The following is a 14,074-nucleotide window of genomic DNA, read 5'->3' on the forward strand; positions in this document are numbered from 1 at the left end:
ATCCTTCCACCACCGACCATCGATCTGACCCCATATCCGCAGGTGTCAAACCGGCAGTCTTTCCTGCCTGAACGTCAGGCCGTGAGGCCCAAATCGGCCAGCGTGTATGCCGCCCGAAAGTCCAACCCCGCCGACCGAATCGCTGATCCGGCTCCCCGATCGACGATCACCGCCACCCCGATCACCTGAGCCCCGGCCTCACGGAGTGCATCGACCGCAGTCATTACACTACCGCCCGTAGTGGTGGTGTCCTCGACGGCGAGCACACGACGGCCCGCGACGTCCGGTCCTTCGATACGACGCTGAAGGCCGTGCGCCTTGTCGGACTTACGGACGACAAAAGCGTCGAGCTGTCGTCCCCGTGCCGCCGCGGCATGCATCATCGCGACCGCGACCGGGTCGGCGCCGAGGGTCAGGCCGCCCACCGCGTCGAAGTCCCAGTCCTCGACGACATCGAGCATGACCTGTCCAACGAGCGGACCACCCGCATGATGCAACGTCAGTCGCCTGAGGTCCACATACCAGTCGGCTTGTTTGCCCGAGGACAACGTCACACGGCCGTGGACGACAGCAAGATCATTGATGAGTTTTCGCAGGTCTTCGCGGTCGTCCATGGCTGTTAGCGTACGTCAGCCATTTCCACACGATGATGCGACCCGGCATAGGTCGTCCGTCACACCTGGGGGTCGTTTCGACCGATGCGGCCGCGCACATCGGGTGCCACCCGGTGGATGATCGCCCGCGGTATGTGCTTGAGACCGAACGCGGCAACCTTGTATTTCCAGGTCGGTACGCTTACATACTTCCCTTTACGCAGGTCAGCCATGCCGTCGGCGACCACGGAGCCGGCGTCGAGCCAGAGCCAGTCGGGGGTGCCCGACGTGTTGATGCCCGCCCGGTCGTGGAACTCCGTCCGCACGTACCCCGGGCAGAGCGCCATCACCCGTACCCCGAAGGGCCGCACCGACAGGCCCACCGATTCACTGAAATTCGTTACCCAGGCCTTGGAGGCGGGGTACGTCGAACCGGGCATGCCGGCGCCGAAGCCGGCCACCGAGGACACGTTCACGACGGCGCCGGCGCGCCGTTCCACCATGCCAGGCAACGCCGCGAGCGTGAGGGCCATCACCGCGTGCACGTTGAGCGCGAGCAGCCGCTCCTCGCCCTCCGTGGTGGACCGCAGGAACGGCGTGTTGAGGCTCATCCCGGCGTTGTTCACGAGCAGGTCGACCGGGGTGTCGCGCAGTCTCTCCTGGACCGTCGCGCGACCGTCCTCCGTCGTCAGGTCCGCGGGCAGCACGGCCGCGCCGACATCGAACTCGTTGGCGAGCCCGTGCGCGGTCTCCTCCAGCCGCGCCCGGTCACGCGCGACGATCACGAGGTCGTAGCCGGCGCGCGCCAGGTGCCTGGCGAACGCGGCGCCGATGCCCGCGGTGGCTCCGGTGACGAGCGCGGTGCGGCTCTGCGACACGAAATTCACCCCATGGGAGTACGTGGATCCTGCGGCGGTTCGGGCCAGCCGCCCGGTTGCGGTGGGCTCGCCGGGGGCCAGCCGGTCTGCGGCGGCGGGTTGACCGGCGGCCAGGCGCTCGGCGGCGGCTGGTTGCCGGGCGGCCAGCCGCCCGGTGGTTGATCGGTGGGCGGCCAGCCGCCCGGTGGTTGGTTCGCGGGCGGCCACCCGCCCGGCGGTGGCGGCGGCGGGCTGCCCACCGGAGGTTGCCACGGCATGGGCGGCTTGCGGAAGTACCTGTTGGCCGCGGGCAGCGCGAGCAGCACCGCGACGACGATGTAGCCGAGGATCTGCAGGCACCCCAGGCCGCTCGTCGCGACGAGCCAGTCCGGCGTCGACTCCTCCAACGCGCGGGCGAGCTCGTGCACCTGGGACGCGCTGAGGGTGTCCGAGCTGCCGGTGGCCAGGTCGCCGCCGCGCAACCCGACGGCGTTGGACACCGCGCTGAACCCCCCGCAGCACAGGGACAGGGCGATCAGCACCCAGGTGACGATCCGGGCGAGATTGCTGCCCTTGATGACGCCGATCGCGAGGAGGCCGACGGCGATCGCCAGGAGGCTCAGCGTGATGCCGCCGCCGACCAGCAGACCGCGCACCGCGTCGCCGATCTCCCTGACGGTCGCCATCGGCAGCTCGCTGCCCACGGCGTTGCGCTCGAAGTCGCTGGCGATCGCGTTCGCCCCCGCGATCATCGTGATGCCGTTGGCGAGGCCGAACGCCGCGCCGACCAGCATGATGACCCCGGCCAGGGTGACCGACGCCGGCCGGCGCGCGGGCGCCGGCACGAGCGGGTACGGCAGTTGGTCGGCCATCTGCGGGAACCTCCGGTCAATTCGGCCAATATTCGAAACTTACCGCTGTCTAGCGGCGTTTCGACCGATATCGACGGGACTGCCGGATGGAATCCCGGACCGCCGCCGGCGGTCCGGGATCGCGTGATCAGGCCTGCGGCGGAGCGGGCGGCTGGTTGGGGTCAGCGCCGGGGGTGCCCGGGTAGCCCGGGAGGCCAGGAGCGCCCGGCGTGCCGGGTGCCGGAGGCCACGTCGTCGGGGGCACCCAGACCTCGGGCTCCTTGCGGAAGAACGGGTTCGCGGCCGGCAGGGCCAGCAGGATGATCACCGCAATGGAGGTGAGCGTCATGATGATCACCAGCACCGTGGTGACCGGCGTGTACCACGACGGCATGTGCGCTTCGATGATCTTGGTCACCTTGGTCGGGTCCGGCTGACCCGGCGCCGCCTCCATGTTCTGGGTGAGGCTGTCCATCGCGCTGCCGGACGCCGCGCCCAGGATGCCACCACAGCCGCAGCAGAGCGCCACGAGGCCGGTCACGACCCAGGTGGTGATGCGGGCAGGCTGCTTGCCCCTGCCGACGAACATCGCGAGGACCGCGAGCCCCACGGCGAAGAGGATGTAGACCACGGCCGTGCCCCAGGTGGAGGCGATCGCGACCACGTCGCTGGAGCTCGCGGCGTCAGTGCCCCGGTAGGCCTCCTCGTACGCCGCCTTCATCGAGCCGGAGATGCTGATGCCGGCCACGGCCAGCACGAGCAGGATGCCGGCCGTGGCGTACAGCAACCCGACCGCGGCGGTCACCACCGTGGGACGGGGCTTCTGTTCCTGCACCGAGTAAGCCATCAACATCCTTCCCTGCACTGTGGGGCCCCACCGTACCGTGGGCGGTCACCCGGTGCGATCCCCTCCCACGTGGACCGCACCGGGGCTAATCCTAGGCCGCGCCGACCGTGAGCACGTCCGCACCGGGCGCACGGTCGACGTGGACCTTGTCGCCGTCGCGGATCTCCCCGGCCAGCAGGGCCTTGGCCAACCGGTCGCCGATCGCGGTCTGGATGAGCCGACGCAGCGGCCGCGCCCCGTAGATCGGGTCGTAGCCGTGGCTGGCCAGCCAGGACCGGGCCGACTCGGTGACCTCCAGGCCCAGGCGCCGGCCGGCGAGCCGCTGGCGCAGCGCGTTCAGCTGGATATCCACGATGGAGGCCAGCTCGCCGAGCGACAGGGCGTGGAACACCACGATGTCGTCGAGCCGGTTGAGGAACTCCGGCTTGAACGCCGAGCGCACGGTCGCCATGACCGCGTCGCGGCGCTGCTCGTCCGACAGCGTCGGGTCGGCGATCGCGTGCGAGCCGAGGTTCGACGTGAGGATCAGGATGGCGCTGCGGAAGTCGACCGTGCGGCCCTGGCCGTCGGTGAGCCGGCCGTCGTCGAGCACCTGCAGGAGCACGTCGAAGACCTCCGGGTGCGCCTTCTCGACCTCGTCGAGCAGCACCACCGAGTAGGGCCTACGGCGCACCGCCTCGGTCAGCTGGCCGCCCTCCTCGTAGCCGACGTAACCGGGCGGGGCGCCGACCAGGCGCGCGACGCTGTGCTTCTCGCCGTACTCGCTCATGTCGATGCGGACCATGGCGCGCTCGTCGTCGAAGAGGAACTCCGCGAGCGCCTTGGCCAGCTCGGTCTTGCCGACGCCGGTCGGCCCGAGGAACAGGAACGAGCCGGTCGGCCGGTTGGGGTCGGCGATGCCGGCGCGCACCCGGCGCACCGCGTCGGACACGGCCGCGACCGCCTCGGGCTGGCCGACCACGCGCTCGCCGAGGGACTCCTCCATGCGCAGCAGTTTGGCCGTCTCACCCTCCAGCAGGCGGCCGGCCGGGATGCCCGTCCAGCTGCCCACGACCTCCGCCACGTCGTCCGGGCCGACCTCCTCCTTGAGCATGGCGCCCTCGCGGCCCTGCAGGGTCGCGAGCTCCTGCTCGGCCGCGCCGAGCTGACGCTCCAGCTCGGGGATGCGGCCGTAGCGCAGCTCCGAGGCCTTGCCCAGGTCGGCGTCGCGTTCGGCCCGCTCCGCCTCGCGGCGCAGCCCTTCGAGCTGCTCCTTCACGGCCGAGATCTTGGCGATGTGGTCCTTCTCGGTGCGCCACCGGTCGCCCAGCGCGGCCAGGTGCTCACGCCGGTCGGCCAGCTCCTTGCGCAGCGCCACGAGCCGCTCGGCGGAGGCCGGGTCGTGCTCCTTGGCCAGCGCCATCTCCTCGATCTCCAGGCGCTGCACGGCCCGTTCGATCTCGTCGACCTCCACCGGCCGCGAGTCGATCTCCATACGCAGCCGGGAGGCGGCCTCGTCCACCAGGTCGATCGCCTTGTCCGGCAGGAACCGGTCCGCGATGTAGCGGTCCGACAGGGTCGCGGCGGCCACCAGCGCGGCGTCGGTGATCCGCACGCCGTGGTGGACCTCGTAGCGCTCCTTCAGGCCGCGCAGGATGCCGATCGTGTCGGTCACCGTGGGCTCACCCACGAGTACGGGCTGGAAGCGGCGCTCGAGCGCGGGGTCCTTCTCGATGTGCTCCCGGTATTCGTCGAGCGTGGTCGCGCCCACCATGCGCAGCTCGCCGCGGGCCAGCATCGGCTTGAGCATGTTGCCGGCGTCCATCGAGCCCTCGCCCTTGCCGGCGCCGACGACGGTGTGCAGCTCGTCGATGAACGTGACGACCTGCCCGTCGCTGCCCTGGATCTCCTCCAGCACGCTCTTGAGCCGCTCCTCGAACTGGCCCCGGTACTGCGCGCCGGCGACCATCGCGCCGAGGTCGAGGCTGACCAGCTTCTTGCCGCGCAGCGACTCGGGCACGTCGCCGGCGACGATGCGCTGGGCGAGGCCCTCGACGATGGCGGTCTTGCCGACGCCGGGCTCGCCGATGAGCACGGGGTTGTTCTTGGTGCGCCGGGACAGCACCTGCACGACGCGGCGGATCTCGGCGTCGCGGCCGATGACGGGGTCCATCTTGCCCTCGCGGGCCCGGGCGGTGAGGTCCACGCCGTACTTCTCGAGGGCCTTGAAGGTCTGCTCCGGGTCGGCGGTGGTGATGCGGCGGTCGCCCCCGCGGACGGTGGGGAACGCGGCGACCAGGGCCTTCTCGGTGGCGCCCGCGCCGGTGAGCAGCTTGGAGACCGCGCCGCCGACCTGGGCGAGGCCGGCGAGGAGGTGCTCGGTCGAGACGTACTCGTCGCCGATGGGGCGGGCGATCTGCTCGCCGGCGTTGAGCGCGTTGACCAGCTCGCGCGACAGCGACGGCTCCGCGACGCTGGCGCCGCTCGCGCTCGGCAGCGTCTCCACGGCGCGCACCGCGGCGCGGCGGATGTCGGCGGGGTTGGCACCGACGGCGCGCAGCAGCGCGGTCGACGTCGAACCGCCGGTGTCGAGGAGCGCCAGCAGCAGGTGCCACGGTTCGACCATGGCGTGCCCGTGCTGCCCGGCGGTGCTCACGGCGGCCGTGATGACCTCGCGGCTCTTCGTGGTCAGTCGCTCGACGTTCATGTCTCCCTCAATGGGTTCGTTCGTGGGCCAAAGTTGAGCGTACTTGACTCAACTCTTGGCCGCTACGGCGCATTCCCCTCGGACATCGTCCTCAATCACAGCTTTCCCGGGTGCGTGATTCACGCATACCCTCATTTCATGTCGGACATCGCCCGGACCTGTCTCATCACGGGGGCCGGTCGCGGCATCGGCCGCGCCATCGCCCTGCGGCTCGCCGCCGAGGGCCACCGCGTCGCGCTGACCGCGCGCAACCGCGACGAACTGGACGAGACCGCGAAGCTCTGCGACGGCCCGGCCATCGTCGTTCCCGCCGACCTCACCGCCCAGGGCTCGGTCGACGACGTGTACGCCATGGTCGAGGCGGAGTACGGGCCGGTCGAGATCCTGGTCGCCAACGCCGGGGCGGGGAACTCCGCGCCCATCGCGCGCATCACCGACCTCGACTGGCAGCGCATGCTCGACCTGAACCTGACGGCGCCGTTCCGGTGCATCCGCCGGGCCGTGCCCGCCATGGTCGACGCCGGGTACGGCCGGATCGTCGTGGTCGCGTCCGTCGCGTCCAAGCGCGGCGAGCCCTACATCGCGGCGTACACAGCCGCCAAGCACGGCGTGCTCGGCCTCGTCCGGTCGGCGGCGGCCGAGCTGGCGCGCACCGGCGTGACGGTCAACGCGGTCTGCCCGGCCTACGTCGACACCCCGATGACCACCGACACCGTCGCGATGATCGCGAACCGGACGGGCCGCACGCCCGAGCAGGCCCGCCGGCTGCTCGCCGACCGTCAGCCGATCGGCCGGCTCATCACGTCGGAGGAGGTCGCGGACGCGGTGTGGTTCTGCGTGGCCAACCCGGGCGTCACCGGCCAGGGCATCAACGTGGACGGCGGGGCGATCCAGTCCTAAGCGCCCAGTTTCCTCGGGTTGCGGACCAGGCCGCCCTCGCACCAGTCGTGGTAGTTGAACAGCTCCGGCCGCGCGATCAGCATGCGGGTGTTGTACGCCCACTGGCGGTTGACGTCGTCGCCCCGCGACTCGGCCTGCTCGACCAGCTTGCGCAGCCGCCGCTTCGGGTGCGCCCGGAAGTTCGTCCGGACCGTGTCGGCCGCGTAGATGTAGAGGCAGTGCAGCGCGAAGCGCCGGGCCGGGCAGCGCGGGTCGAGCGCCAGGTCGGCCAGCGTGCCGATCAGCTGGTCGCCGGAGACGAGCAGGTCCCAGTCGGTCGGCATCGCCGAAAGGCTCACCGAGTCCGGCTGGTACGCCCAGGAACGCAGCTCCGCGGGGGTCGGGTCGACCGGGTTCGCGAAGCCGGTGAAGGCGTTTTCTTGCACGGACACGAGGGGCTACTCCTGCCAGGGGCCTGGGGCATATCAAACGTATCCGCCGGCCACCGTCAATGGGAAGTGCGTCGGCAGGACTTCCTCCCCCAGGCATGTCCCGTTGGCCGAATCGTGATCAGCCGTCGGCGCCGGCGCGGCGGGGCTTCCAGACGACCAGGGCGGTGGGCGTCTGGCGGGCGGGCACCAGGTCGGTCCGGGGGTACAGGTACGCGTTCTGCGCGCGGGCCAGCTCCTCGCGGGCGGTCACCAGCGCCTCCTCCAGCGCCGCGACGCGCTCCTGCAGCTGCAGGTTGAGCTGTTCCAGCTCGATGATCCGGCGGATGCCGGCGAGGCTGACGCCCTCCTCCTGGCTCAGCCGCTGGATCTCGCGGAGCAGCACCACGTCGCGCGCGCTGTAGCGCCGGCCGCCGCCGCTGGCACGCCCCGGCTGGAGCAACCCCAGCCGGTCGTACTGCCGCAGCGTCTGCGGATGCATCCCGGCCATCCGCGCGGCCACCGAGATGATCAGGATCTTGGCATCGGAGTGCTGCTCGTCGGGCATCAGACGTCACCTCTCCCGTGCCCGGGGCGGAACGCGAGCCGGTGCACGGCGTCGTCGATGGCGCCGCGGGGCGCCTTGGGGCTGTAGAGCGCGAAGTCCTCCAGCGCCTTGCGGGCCTCCGGGGACAGCGACGCGGGCACCGTCACCTCGATGGTGACCAGCAGGTCGCCGGCACCGCCGTCGCGGTGCGGCACGCCGCGCCCGCGCACCCGCAGGACGCGACCGTTGGGCGTGCCCGGCGGGACCCGCAGCGTCACCGCGCCGTCCAGCGTCGGGACGCGCAGGTCGGCGCCCAGCACCGCCTCGGGGTAGGTCACCGGCACGGTCAGGGTCAGGTCGTCGCCCTGGCGGCTGAACAGCGAGTCGGGCCGGACCTTCACCAGCAGGTGCAGGTCGCCGGCAGGGCCGCCGCGCTCGCCCGGCTCGCCCCGGCCGGCCAGCCGGATCTTCTGGCCGTCGGACACGCCCGGCGGGATGCGCACGTTGAGGGTGCGGGTCTTGGTCACGCCGCCGGTGCCGTGGCACTCGGGGCACTTCTCGTCAACGACGTTGCCGACGCCCTGACATTCCCGGCACGGCTCGGAGAAGCTGAACGCGCCCTGGTTCGAGGTGATCAGGCCGACGCCCTCGCAGACGGGGCAGCGGCGCGGCTGGGTGCCCGGCTTCGCGCCGTTGCCGTGGCAGACGTCGCAGACGCCGGGCGAGCGCACGGTGACGGGCAGCGTGGCGCCGTGGACGGCGTCGCCGAAGTCGAGCGCGACCTCCACCTCGACGTCCGCGCCCTTGGACGGGCCGCTGCGCCGGCCGGCGCGCGGACCGCCGCCGAAGATCGTGCCGAACAGGTCCGTGAAGCCCGCGCCGCCGAAGCGCCGGTCGCCGCCGGGCTCGCCGTGGCCGGGGCCGCTGGCGGCGCCGCCGAACAGGTCATTGAGGTCGAACGTGCCGCCGGGGCCGCCACCGCCCGCGCGGGCGTTGCGGCGGAACGAACCCGAGCCGAACAGGGCGCGCATCTCGTCGTACTCGCGGCGCTTGTTGTTGTCGGAGAGCACGTCGTACGCCTCGGAGACGGACTTGAACCGCTCCTCGGCGTCACGGTTACCGGGGTTGTGGTCGGGGTGGTTCTCCCGCGCCAGCTTCCGGTACGCCTTTTTGATCTCGTCGGCGGTGGCCGTCTTGGACACGCCCAGGACCGCGTAGAAGTCCTTCTCCAACCAGTCCTTGGAACTCACGCCCCACCTCCTCCGCCAAACGTTGACCTATGACACGCGTCCGCGCACCNCACCATCATCATTCAGGGTCGGCCACGGCCACCAGGGCGGGGCGCAACAGGCGCTCACCCAGGGTGTATCCGCGGCGCATGACGTCGACGCAGGTCGGCTCCGTCACCTCGGACGAGGTGCGGTGCGCGACCGCCTCGTGCCGCGTCGGGTCGAACGGGTCGCCCTTCTCGCCGAACGCGACGAGCCCGAACTTGCTCACGGCCGCGGCGAGCTGCTCGCCCATGGTCCCGAAGGGACCGACGAGGTCGCCGTGGTCGCGGGCCCGGTCCAGATCGTCGAGGATGGGCAGCAGCGCGCTGAGCACGGCGCCCTGGGCCTGCTCCGTGACGAGCGCGCGGTCGCGCTCGACGCGGCGGCGGTAGTTGGCGTACTCCGCGGAGACCCGCTGCAGGTCGCCGACGCGCTCCTCGAGCTCGGACCGCAGGCTCTCCAGCTCGGCCGCGAAGCCCGCGGGCACCGCCTCGACCGGCTCCCTCGCCGCGGGTCCGGTCGGGGCGGGCTCGGCCTCCGCCTCGGGCTCCTCCTCGGCGAGGAGCAGCTCGCCGGTGACCGGCTCGGCGTCCTCGTCGACCGTCTCCGGCTCCGCCTGCGCCTCGACGACATCGTCGGCCTGCGGCTCCGGCTCGGGCTGGCCCTTGCTGTGATCGGGAACCGATGCCACGCCGACGGCCACCTCCGGGTCCTTGCCCTGATCCTGCCCATCCTGCGCGTTCATCGCACCTCCCACCCGGGCTCGACCAAACGGATTGATCTTGCGCTTATCTTTGATCACGACCTTCTCCCCAGGACGGTTGGGCTGCTGGCTCACGCCATCACCCCCGTCCATTGTGGATACGGCCGCCACGCACCGCGTGGCGGCCGCCGTCCACGGCCGTACTCAGCGTCACTTCTTGTCGTCCTCGTCGACGACCTCGGCGTCGACGACGTCGTCCGCGCCACCGGGCCTGCCGGCGCCGCCGGCACCCGCACCGGCGTCCGGGCCGCCGGCCGCGTTCGGCGCGCTCTGCGCGTAGAGCGCCGAGCCCGCCTGCTGCGCCGCCGCCGCGAGGCGCTCGTGCGCGGTCTTGATGCGCTCCAGATCGCTGCCGCCCAGCGCGCCGCGCAGGTCGGACAGCGCCTCGCTGACCTCGTCCCGGGCGGTCTGCGGCAGCTTGTCGCCGCTCTCCGCGAGGAACTTCTCGGTCTGCCACTGCAGCGCCTCGGCCACGTTGCGCGTCTCGGCCTCGTCCTTGCGGCGGGCGTCCTCGTCGGCGTGCTCCTGCGCGTCGCGCATCATGCGCTCGATGTCGTCCTTCGGCAGCGCCGAGCCGCCGGTGATCGTCATCGACTGCTCCTTGCCCGTGCCCAGGTCCTTGGCGGACACGTGCACGATGCCGTTGGCGTCGATGTCGAAGGTGACCTCGATCTGCGGGACGCTGCGCGGCGCCGGCGCGATGCCGGTGAGCTCGAAGGTGCCGAGCTTCTTGTTGTACGCCGCGATCTCGCGCTCGCCCTGGAAGACCTGGATCAGCACGGACGGCTGGTTGTCGTCGGCCGTCGTGAAGATCTCGGAACGCTTCGTCGGGATGGTCGTGTTGCGCTCGATGAGCTTGGTGAAGATGCCGCCCTTGGTCTCGATGCCCAGCGACAGCGGGGTCACGTCGAGCAGGAGGACGTCCTTGACCTCGCCCTTGAGCACGCCGGCCTGCAGCGCGGCGCCGACCGCCACGACCTCGTCCGGGTTGACGCCCTTGTTCGGGTCGCGGCCGGTCAGCTGCTTGACCAGCTCGGTCACGGCCGGCATACGCGTCGAGCCGCCGACGAGGATGACGTGCTCCACATCGGACACCCGCACGCCGGCGTCCTTGATCGCCTGCTCGAACGGGCCCTTGCAGCGGTCGAGGAGGTCCTGCGTCATGCGCTGGAACTCGGCACGCGTGAGGGTCACGTCGAGGTGCAGCGGGCCGGAGCCCTCGGGGCCGCCCGTGATGTAGGGCAGGTTGATGCTGGTGGTCGTGGCCGCCGACAGCTCGATCTTGGCCTTCTCGGCCGCCTCGCGCAGTCGCTGCATGGCCATCTTGTCCTGGCCCAGGTCGATGCCGTGCTGGCCGCGGAACGTCTTCACCAGGTGGTCGATGATCCGCTGGTCCCAGTCGTCGCCGCCCAGGTGGTTGTCGCCGCTGGTGGCCTTGACCTCGATGACACCCTCGCCCAGGTCCAGCAACGAGACGTCGAAGGTGCCGCCGCCCAGGTCGAAGACGAGGACGGTCTGGTCCTTGGTGCCCTTGTCCAGCCCGTACGCCAGCGCGGCGGCGGTCGGCTCGTTGACGATCCGCAGGACGTTGAAGCCCGCGATCTCGCCGGCCTCCTTGGTGGCCTGACGCTGGGAGTCGTTGAAGTACGCCGGCACGGTGATCACGGCGTCGCTGATCGACTCGCCCAGGTAGGCCTCGGCGTCACGCTTGAGCTTCATGAGTACGCGCGCGGAGATCTCCTGCGGCGTGTACTTCTTGCCGTCGATGTCGACGTGCCACAGCGAGCCCATCTCGCGCTTCACCGACCGGATCGTCCGGTCGGGGTTGGTGACGGCCTGACGCTTGGCGACCTCGCCGACGAGGACCTCGCCGTTCTTCGCGAACGCCACCAGCGACGGCGTGGTGCGGGAGCCCTCGGCGTTCGCGATGACGGTGGGCTCACCACCCTCGAGCACGCTCACCACTGAGTTCGTCGTGCCCAGGTCGATCCCGACCGCACGTGCCATAACTGTCTTCCTCCGCATGTCCATGAGGTGATCCACTTTCAAGTTGAGCGGACCGCGCTCAATAGTGCCACGACATGTCCCCATGTCAAATCAGACTTGAGTCTGCTGGGCGCAACTTATCCGAGGGCGGAGCTATTCCCGCGCCTCAGGGCACCTATGACCCACCACACACGGACATGGCAAGGGTGCGGGTCGGCAGGCTGCCGACCCGCACCCTTGATGGGGAACTCAGGCCTTGGGGATGATCACCGCGCGGGCCATCGGGGTGTCGCCGTTCTTGTAGCCCGCGACCCCGATCTTCATGCCGACCTTGAGCTCGGTCGCCGCGATCAGCCGCCGGTGCTGGAAGAAGTGGTACTTCTCGGCGAACGTCCACGTCGAGGTGTAGCCGTCGGCCGACTTCACGGTGAGCGTCGTGGCGGTGACCGCCGTGATCTCACCGCGCTGGGCGACGAGCGTCTTCGGCCCGTTCTTGGTCTCGACGACGACCTCGCCGTGCAGGGCCTTCTTCCCGAACGCGAGCCGCAGGCGCATGATGTGCCCCCGGTCGGCGACGTCGCCCTTGTCGCGCCCGCCCTTGTCCTTCACGCCGTCCGGCGACGCTGTGGGCGTGGCCGGCCCCCTGGCCACGGCCGCGGTCACCAGGTCCACGTCCGCCTGGTCGAAGCCCATCGCCAGCAGGGCCTCCGACTCCAGCGACACCAGGGTCGTGTCGACCGCGTCCGCGCCGCTGGCCGGGGCCGTTTCATCGGCGGCGAGCCGGCCGCAGCCGACCAGCCCGAGGCCGAGTACGCCGAGGAGCACCACGACGCCCATGGTCCTTTTCATCACGCGCCTTCCTTCCGGTATCCGCGTTGTCGACAGTGACTGTGCCGGGCGCCGGCACGAGGCCGGTGAAGACTATGTACGGACTTCGTAAGGGAGCCGGACCACGAACCGGGCCCCGCCCTCGGCCGCGTGCCCGACGGAGATCTGGCCGCCGAGCCGCTCGACGAGCCGGGCCGCCAGAGCCAGGCCCAGGCCGCTGCCGACCTTGCGGATTCCCTGGTACCGCTCGTAGAGGGCGCCGCGCTCGAACGCCACGGCCAGATCGTCGTCGGTGAAGCCGGGCCCGCCGTCGCGCACCTCGACGACCACGTGCGGCCGCCCCGTCCACGGGTCGGCCACCATGCCGGCGCCCACCATCGGCAGCGTCAGGGTCGGTCCGTCCAGGGCCGCCGGCGCACCGCCGGAGACACCCAGCACGATCGGCGCCCCCGGCGGCACGACGCGCAGCGCGTTCTCCAGCAGCCCGTCGAGCACCTGCCGCACCCGCAGCGCGTCCGTCGCCACCACGGCCGTGGCCGCGCCGACCGCGACCCGCAGCTCCACGCCGACGTCGGCGCACCGCGCGCGCCACGCGTCCGCGGCCGCCGTGACGAGCTCGGCGACGTCCACCGGGGCGATCGACAGCGGGAAGTCGTCGGCCTCCATCCGTGCCAGCACGAGCAGGTCGCCGACCAGCCGGTCGAGCCGGATCGCCTCGGCGAGCATGGTCTCCCCGGTCCGCTGCGCGTCGTCGGCACCCACCACGCCGTCGGCGAGCGCCTCGGCGTACCCCCGCAGGGTTGTCAGGGGCGTGCGTAGTTCGTGGGAGATCGACATGAGGAAGGTCCGCTGCCGCCCCTCGCTCGCGGCCAGGGCGGCGGCGAGGTCGTTGAGCGCCCGCGCCAGGTCGGCGATCTCGTCGGGCGGGGCCACCGGCAGCCGGAGGCTGCGGTCGCCGGCGGACAGCCGGCGGGCGGCCAGCGCGGCCCGGCGGATCGGCCGGGCGAGCAGGCGGGCCAGCAGGACGCCCGCCCCGATCCCGGCGAGCAGTCCCGCCGCGAGGGCGATCCACACGCGCGAGATGACCGCGCCGGCGCCGGCGTTGGTGCGCGGCTGGAGGAGCACGATGCCGTTCCCGGCCGACACGGCCCGCGCCTCGATCATCATCGTCCTGGTGTTGTACCGGCCGTTGCCGCTGAACCCGGTGCCGCCGCGGATCGCGTTGAGGACCCGGCCCGGCAGGCCGGTGCGGTCCGGCTTCCCGCCGAGGACCAGGACCGTCTCGATGCCCTGCAGCCGCAGGGTGGCGGCGACCCGCTCGGCCCGCTTGCGCTCCAGCAGCGTGGCGACCGGGGTGTCCGGGCGCTCGATCGAGTCGGCGGCGACCTGCGCCTTGCCGGCGAGGGAGGCGCGCGACTCCTCGTTGGCGGCGCGCACCGCCAGCGGCAGCGCGACGAGCGCCGTGATCAGGACCGAGACGAGGGCGACCGCGCAGGTCAGCAGCGTGACCCGCGCGGTCAGGCCGCCCGTCACGCCGC

The 14,074-nt window shown here is 71.5% G+C and carries 13 protein-coding genes; 1 reads left to right on the forward strand and 12 read right to left on the reverse strand.

What is annotated here, in order from left to right:
• Positions 1-74: 74 nt before the first annotated feature.
• The 5 genes from pyrE to clpB form a co-directional block, all read right to left on the reverse strand.
• Positions 75-614: an orotate phosphoribosyltransferase gene (gene pyrE, locus ABD211_RS03930; protein WP_344126276.1), complete on the reverse strand. Its 540-nt coding sequence runs from the start codon at positions 612-614 to the stop codon at positions 75-77.
• A 59-nt stretch (positions 615-673) separates the two neighbouring features.
• Positions 674-1,471, reverse strand: a complete 798-nt coding sequence (locus ABD211_RS03935) for an SDR family NAD(P)-dependent oxidoreductase (protein ID WP_344126278.1) — start codon at positions 1,469-1,471, stop codon at positions 674-676.
• A gap of 5 nt (positions 1,472-1,476) precedes the next feature.
• The gene (locus ABD211_RS03940) at positions 1,477-2,322 is read right to left on the reverse strand and encodes a hypothetical protein (protein ID WP_344126280.1); all 846 of its coding nucleotides are present in this window, start codon (positions 2,320-2,322) and stop codon (positions 1,477-1,479) included.
• Positions 2,323-2,449: 127 nt separating this feature from the next.
• Positions 2,450-3,148, reverse strand: a complete 699-nt coding sequence (locus tag ABD211_RS03945; RefSeq protein ID WP_344126281.1) for a hypothetical protein — start codon at positions 3,146-3,148, stop codon at positions 2,450-2,452.
• Positions 3,149-3,239: 91 nt separating this feature from the next.
• On the reverse strand, positions 3,240-5,834 hold the full coding sequence (gene clpB / locus ABD211_RS03950) for an ATP-dependent chaperone ClpB (protein WP_344126283.1): 2,595 nt from the start codon (positions 5,832-5,834) through the stop codon (positions 3,240-3,242).
• A 138-nt stretch (positions 5,835-5,972) separates the two neighbouring features.
• On the opposite strand from clpB, the gene ABD211_RS03955 reads away from it, so the two are divergent.
• The gene (locus ABD211_RS03955) at positions 5,973-6,734 is read left to right on the forward strand and encodes an SDR family NAD(P)-dependent oxidoreductase (RefSeq protein ID WP_344126285.1); all 762 of its coding nucleotides are present in this window, start codon (positions 5,973-5,975) and stop codon (positions 6,732-6,734) included.
• Here the strand turns inward: ABD211_RS03955 and ABD211_RS03960 are convergent.
• From ABD211_RS03960 to ABD211_RS03990, 7 genes are all read right to left on the reverse strand, one after another.
• Positions 6,731-7,165 carry a hypothetical protein gene (locus ABD211_RS03960; protein WP_344126287.1) on the reverse strand — a complete coding sequence of 145 codons (435 nt, stop codon included), beginning with the start codon at positions 7,163-7,165 and terminating at the stop codon, positions 6,731-6,733. The genes ABD211_RS03955 and ABD211_RS03960 overlap by 4 nt on opposite strands.
• Positions 7,166-7,283: 118 nt before the next feature.
• Positions 7,284-7,709, reverse strand: a complete 426-nt coding sequence (locus ABD211_RS03965; protein WP_344126289.1) for a heat shock protein transcriptional repressor HspR — start codon at positions 7,707-7,709, stop codon at positions 7,284-7,286.
• Positions 7,709-8,938, reverse strand: a complete 1,230-nt coding sequence (dnaJ, locus tag ABD211_RS03970; protein WP_344126291.1) for a molecular chaperone DnaJ — start codon at positions 8,936-8,938, stop codon at positions 7,709-7,711. The genes ABD211_RS03965 and dnaJ overlap by 1 nt, the downstream gene beginning before the upstream one ends.
• Before the next feature lie 58 nt (positions 8,939-8,996).
• The gene (gene grpE / locus ABD211_RS03975) at positions 8,997-9,704 is read right to left on the reverse strand and encodes a nucleotide exchange factor GrpE (protein ID WP_344126293.1); all 708 of its coding nucleotides are present in this window, start codon (positions 9,702-9,704) and stop codon (positions 8,997-8,999) included.
• Between the two features lie 168 nt (positions 9,705-9,872).
• Positions 9,873-11,729 carry a molecular chaperone DnaK gene (gene dnaK, locus ABD211_RS03980; RefSeq protein ID WP_344126295.1) on the reverse strand — a complete coding sequence of 619 codons (1,857 nt, stop codon included), beginning with the start codon at positions 11,727-11,729 and terminating at the stop codon, positions 9,873-9,875.
• Between the two features lie 228 nt (positions 11,730-11,957).
• Positions 11,958-12,560, reverse strand: a complete 603-nt coding sequence (locus tag ABD211_RS03985; protein ID WP_344126297.1) for a hypothetical protein — start codon at positions 12,558-12,560, stop codon at positions 11,958-11,960.
• 69 nt (positions 12,561-12,629) lie between these two features.
• Positions 12,630-14,069, reverse strand: a complete 1,440-nt coding sequence (locus ABD211_RS03990) for a sensor histidine kinase (protein ID WP_344126299.1) — start codon at positions 14,067-14,069, stop codon at positions 12,630-12,632.
• Positions 14,070-14,074 lie beyond the last annotated feature (5 nt).

The sequence above is a fragment of the Luedemannella flava genome (assembly GCF_039528515.1).
Classification (GTDB): domain Bacteria; phylum Actinomycetota; class Actinomycetes; order Mycobacteriales; family Micromonosporaceae; genus Luedemannella; species Luedemannella flava.

Bases quoted from the DNA above. Each gene is read 5' to 3' on its own strand.
- pyrE (WP_344126276.1), bottom strand. From the start codon at position 614: ATGGACGACCGCGAAGACCTGCGAAAACTCATCAATGATCTTGCTGTC.
- ABD211_RS03940 (WP_344126280.1), bottom strand. From the start codon at position 2,322: ATGGCCGACCAACTGCCGTACCCGCTCGTGCCGGCGCCCGCGCGCCGG.
- ABD211_RS03945 (WP_344126281.1), bottom strand. From the start codon at position 3,148: ATGGCTTACTCGGTGCAGGAACAGAAGCCCCGTCCCACGGTGGTGACC.
- clpB (WP_344126283.1), bottom strand. From the start codon at position 5,834: ATGAACGTCGAGCGACTGACCACGAAGAGCCGCGAGGTCATCACGGCC.
- ABD211_RS03955 (WP_344126285.1), top strand. From the start codon at position 5,973: ATGTCGGACATCGCCCGGACCTGTCTCATCACGGGGGCCGGTCGCGGC.
- ABD211_RS03965 (WP_344126289.1), bottom strand. From the start codon at position 7,709: ATGCCCGACGAGCAGCACTCCGATGCCAAGATCCTGATCATCTCGGTG.
- grpE (WP_344126293.1), bottom strand. From the start codon at position 9,704: ATGAACGCGCAGGATGGGCAGGATCAGGGCAAGGACCCGGAGGTGGCC.
- dnaK (WP_344126295.1), bottom strand. From the start codon at position 11,729: ATGGCACGTGCGGTCGGGATCGACCTGGGCACGACGAACTCAGTGGTG.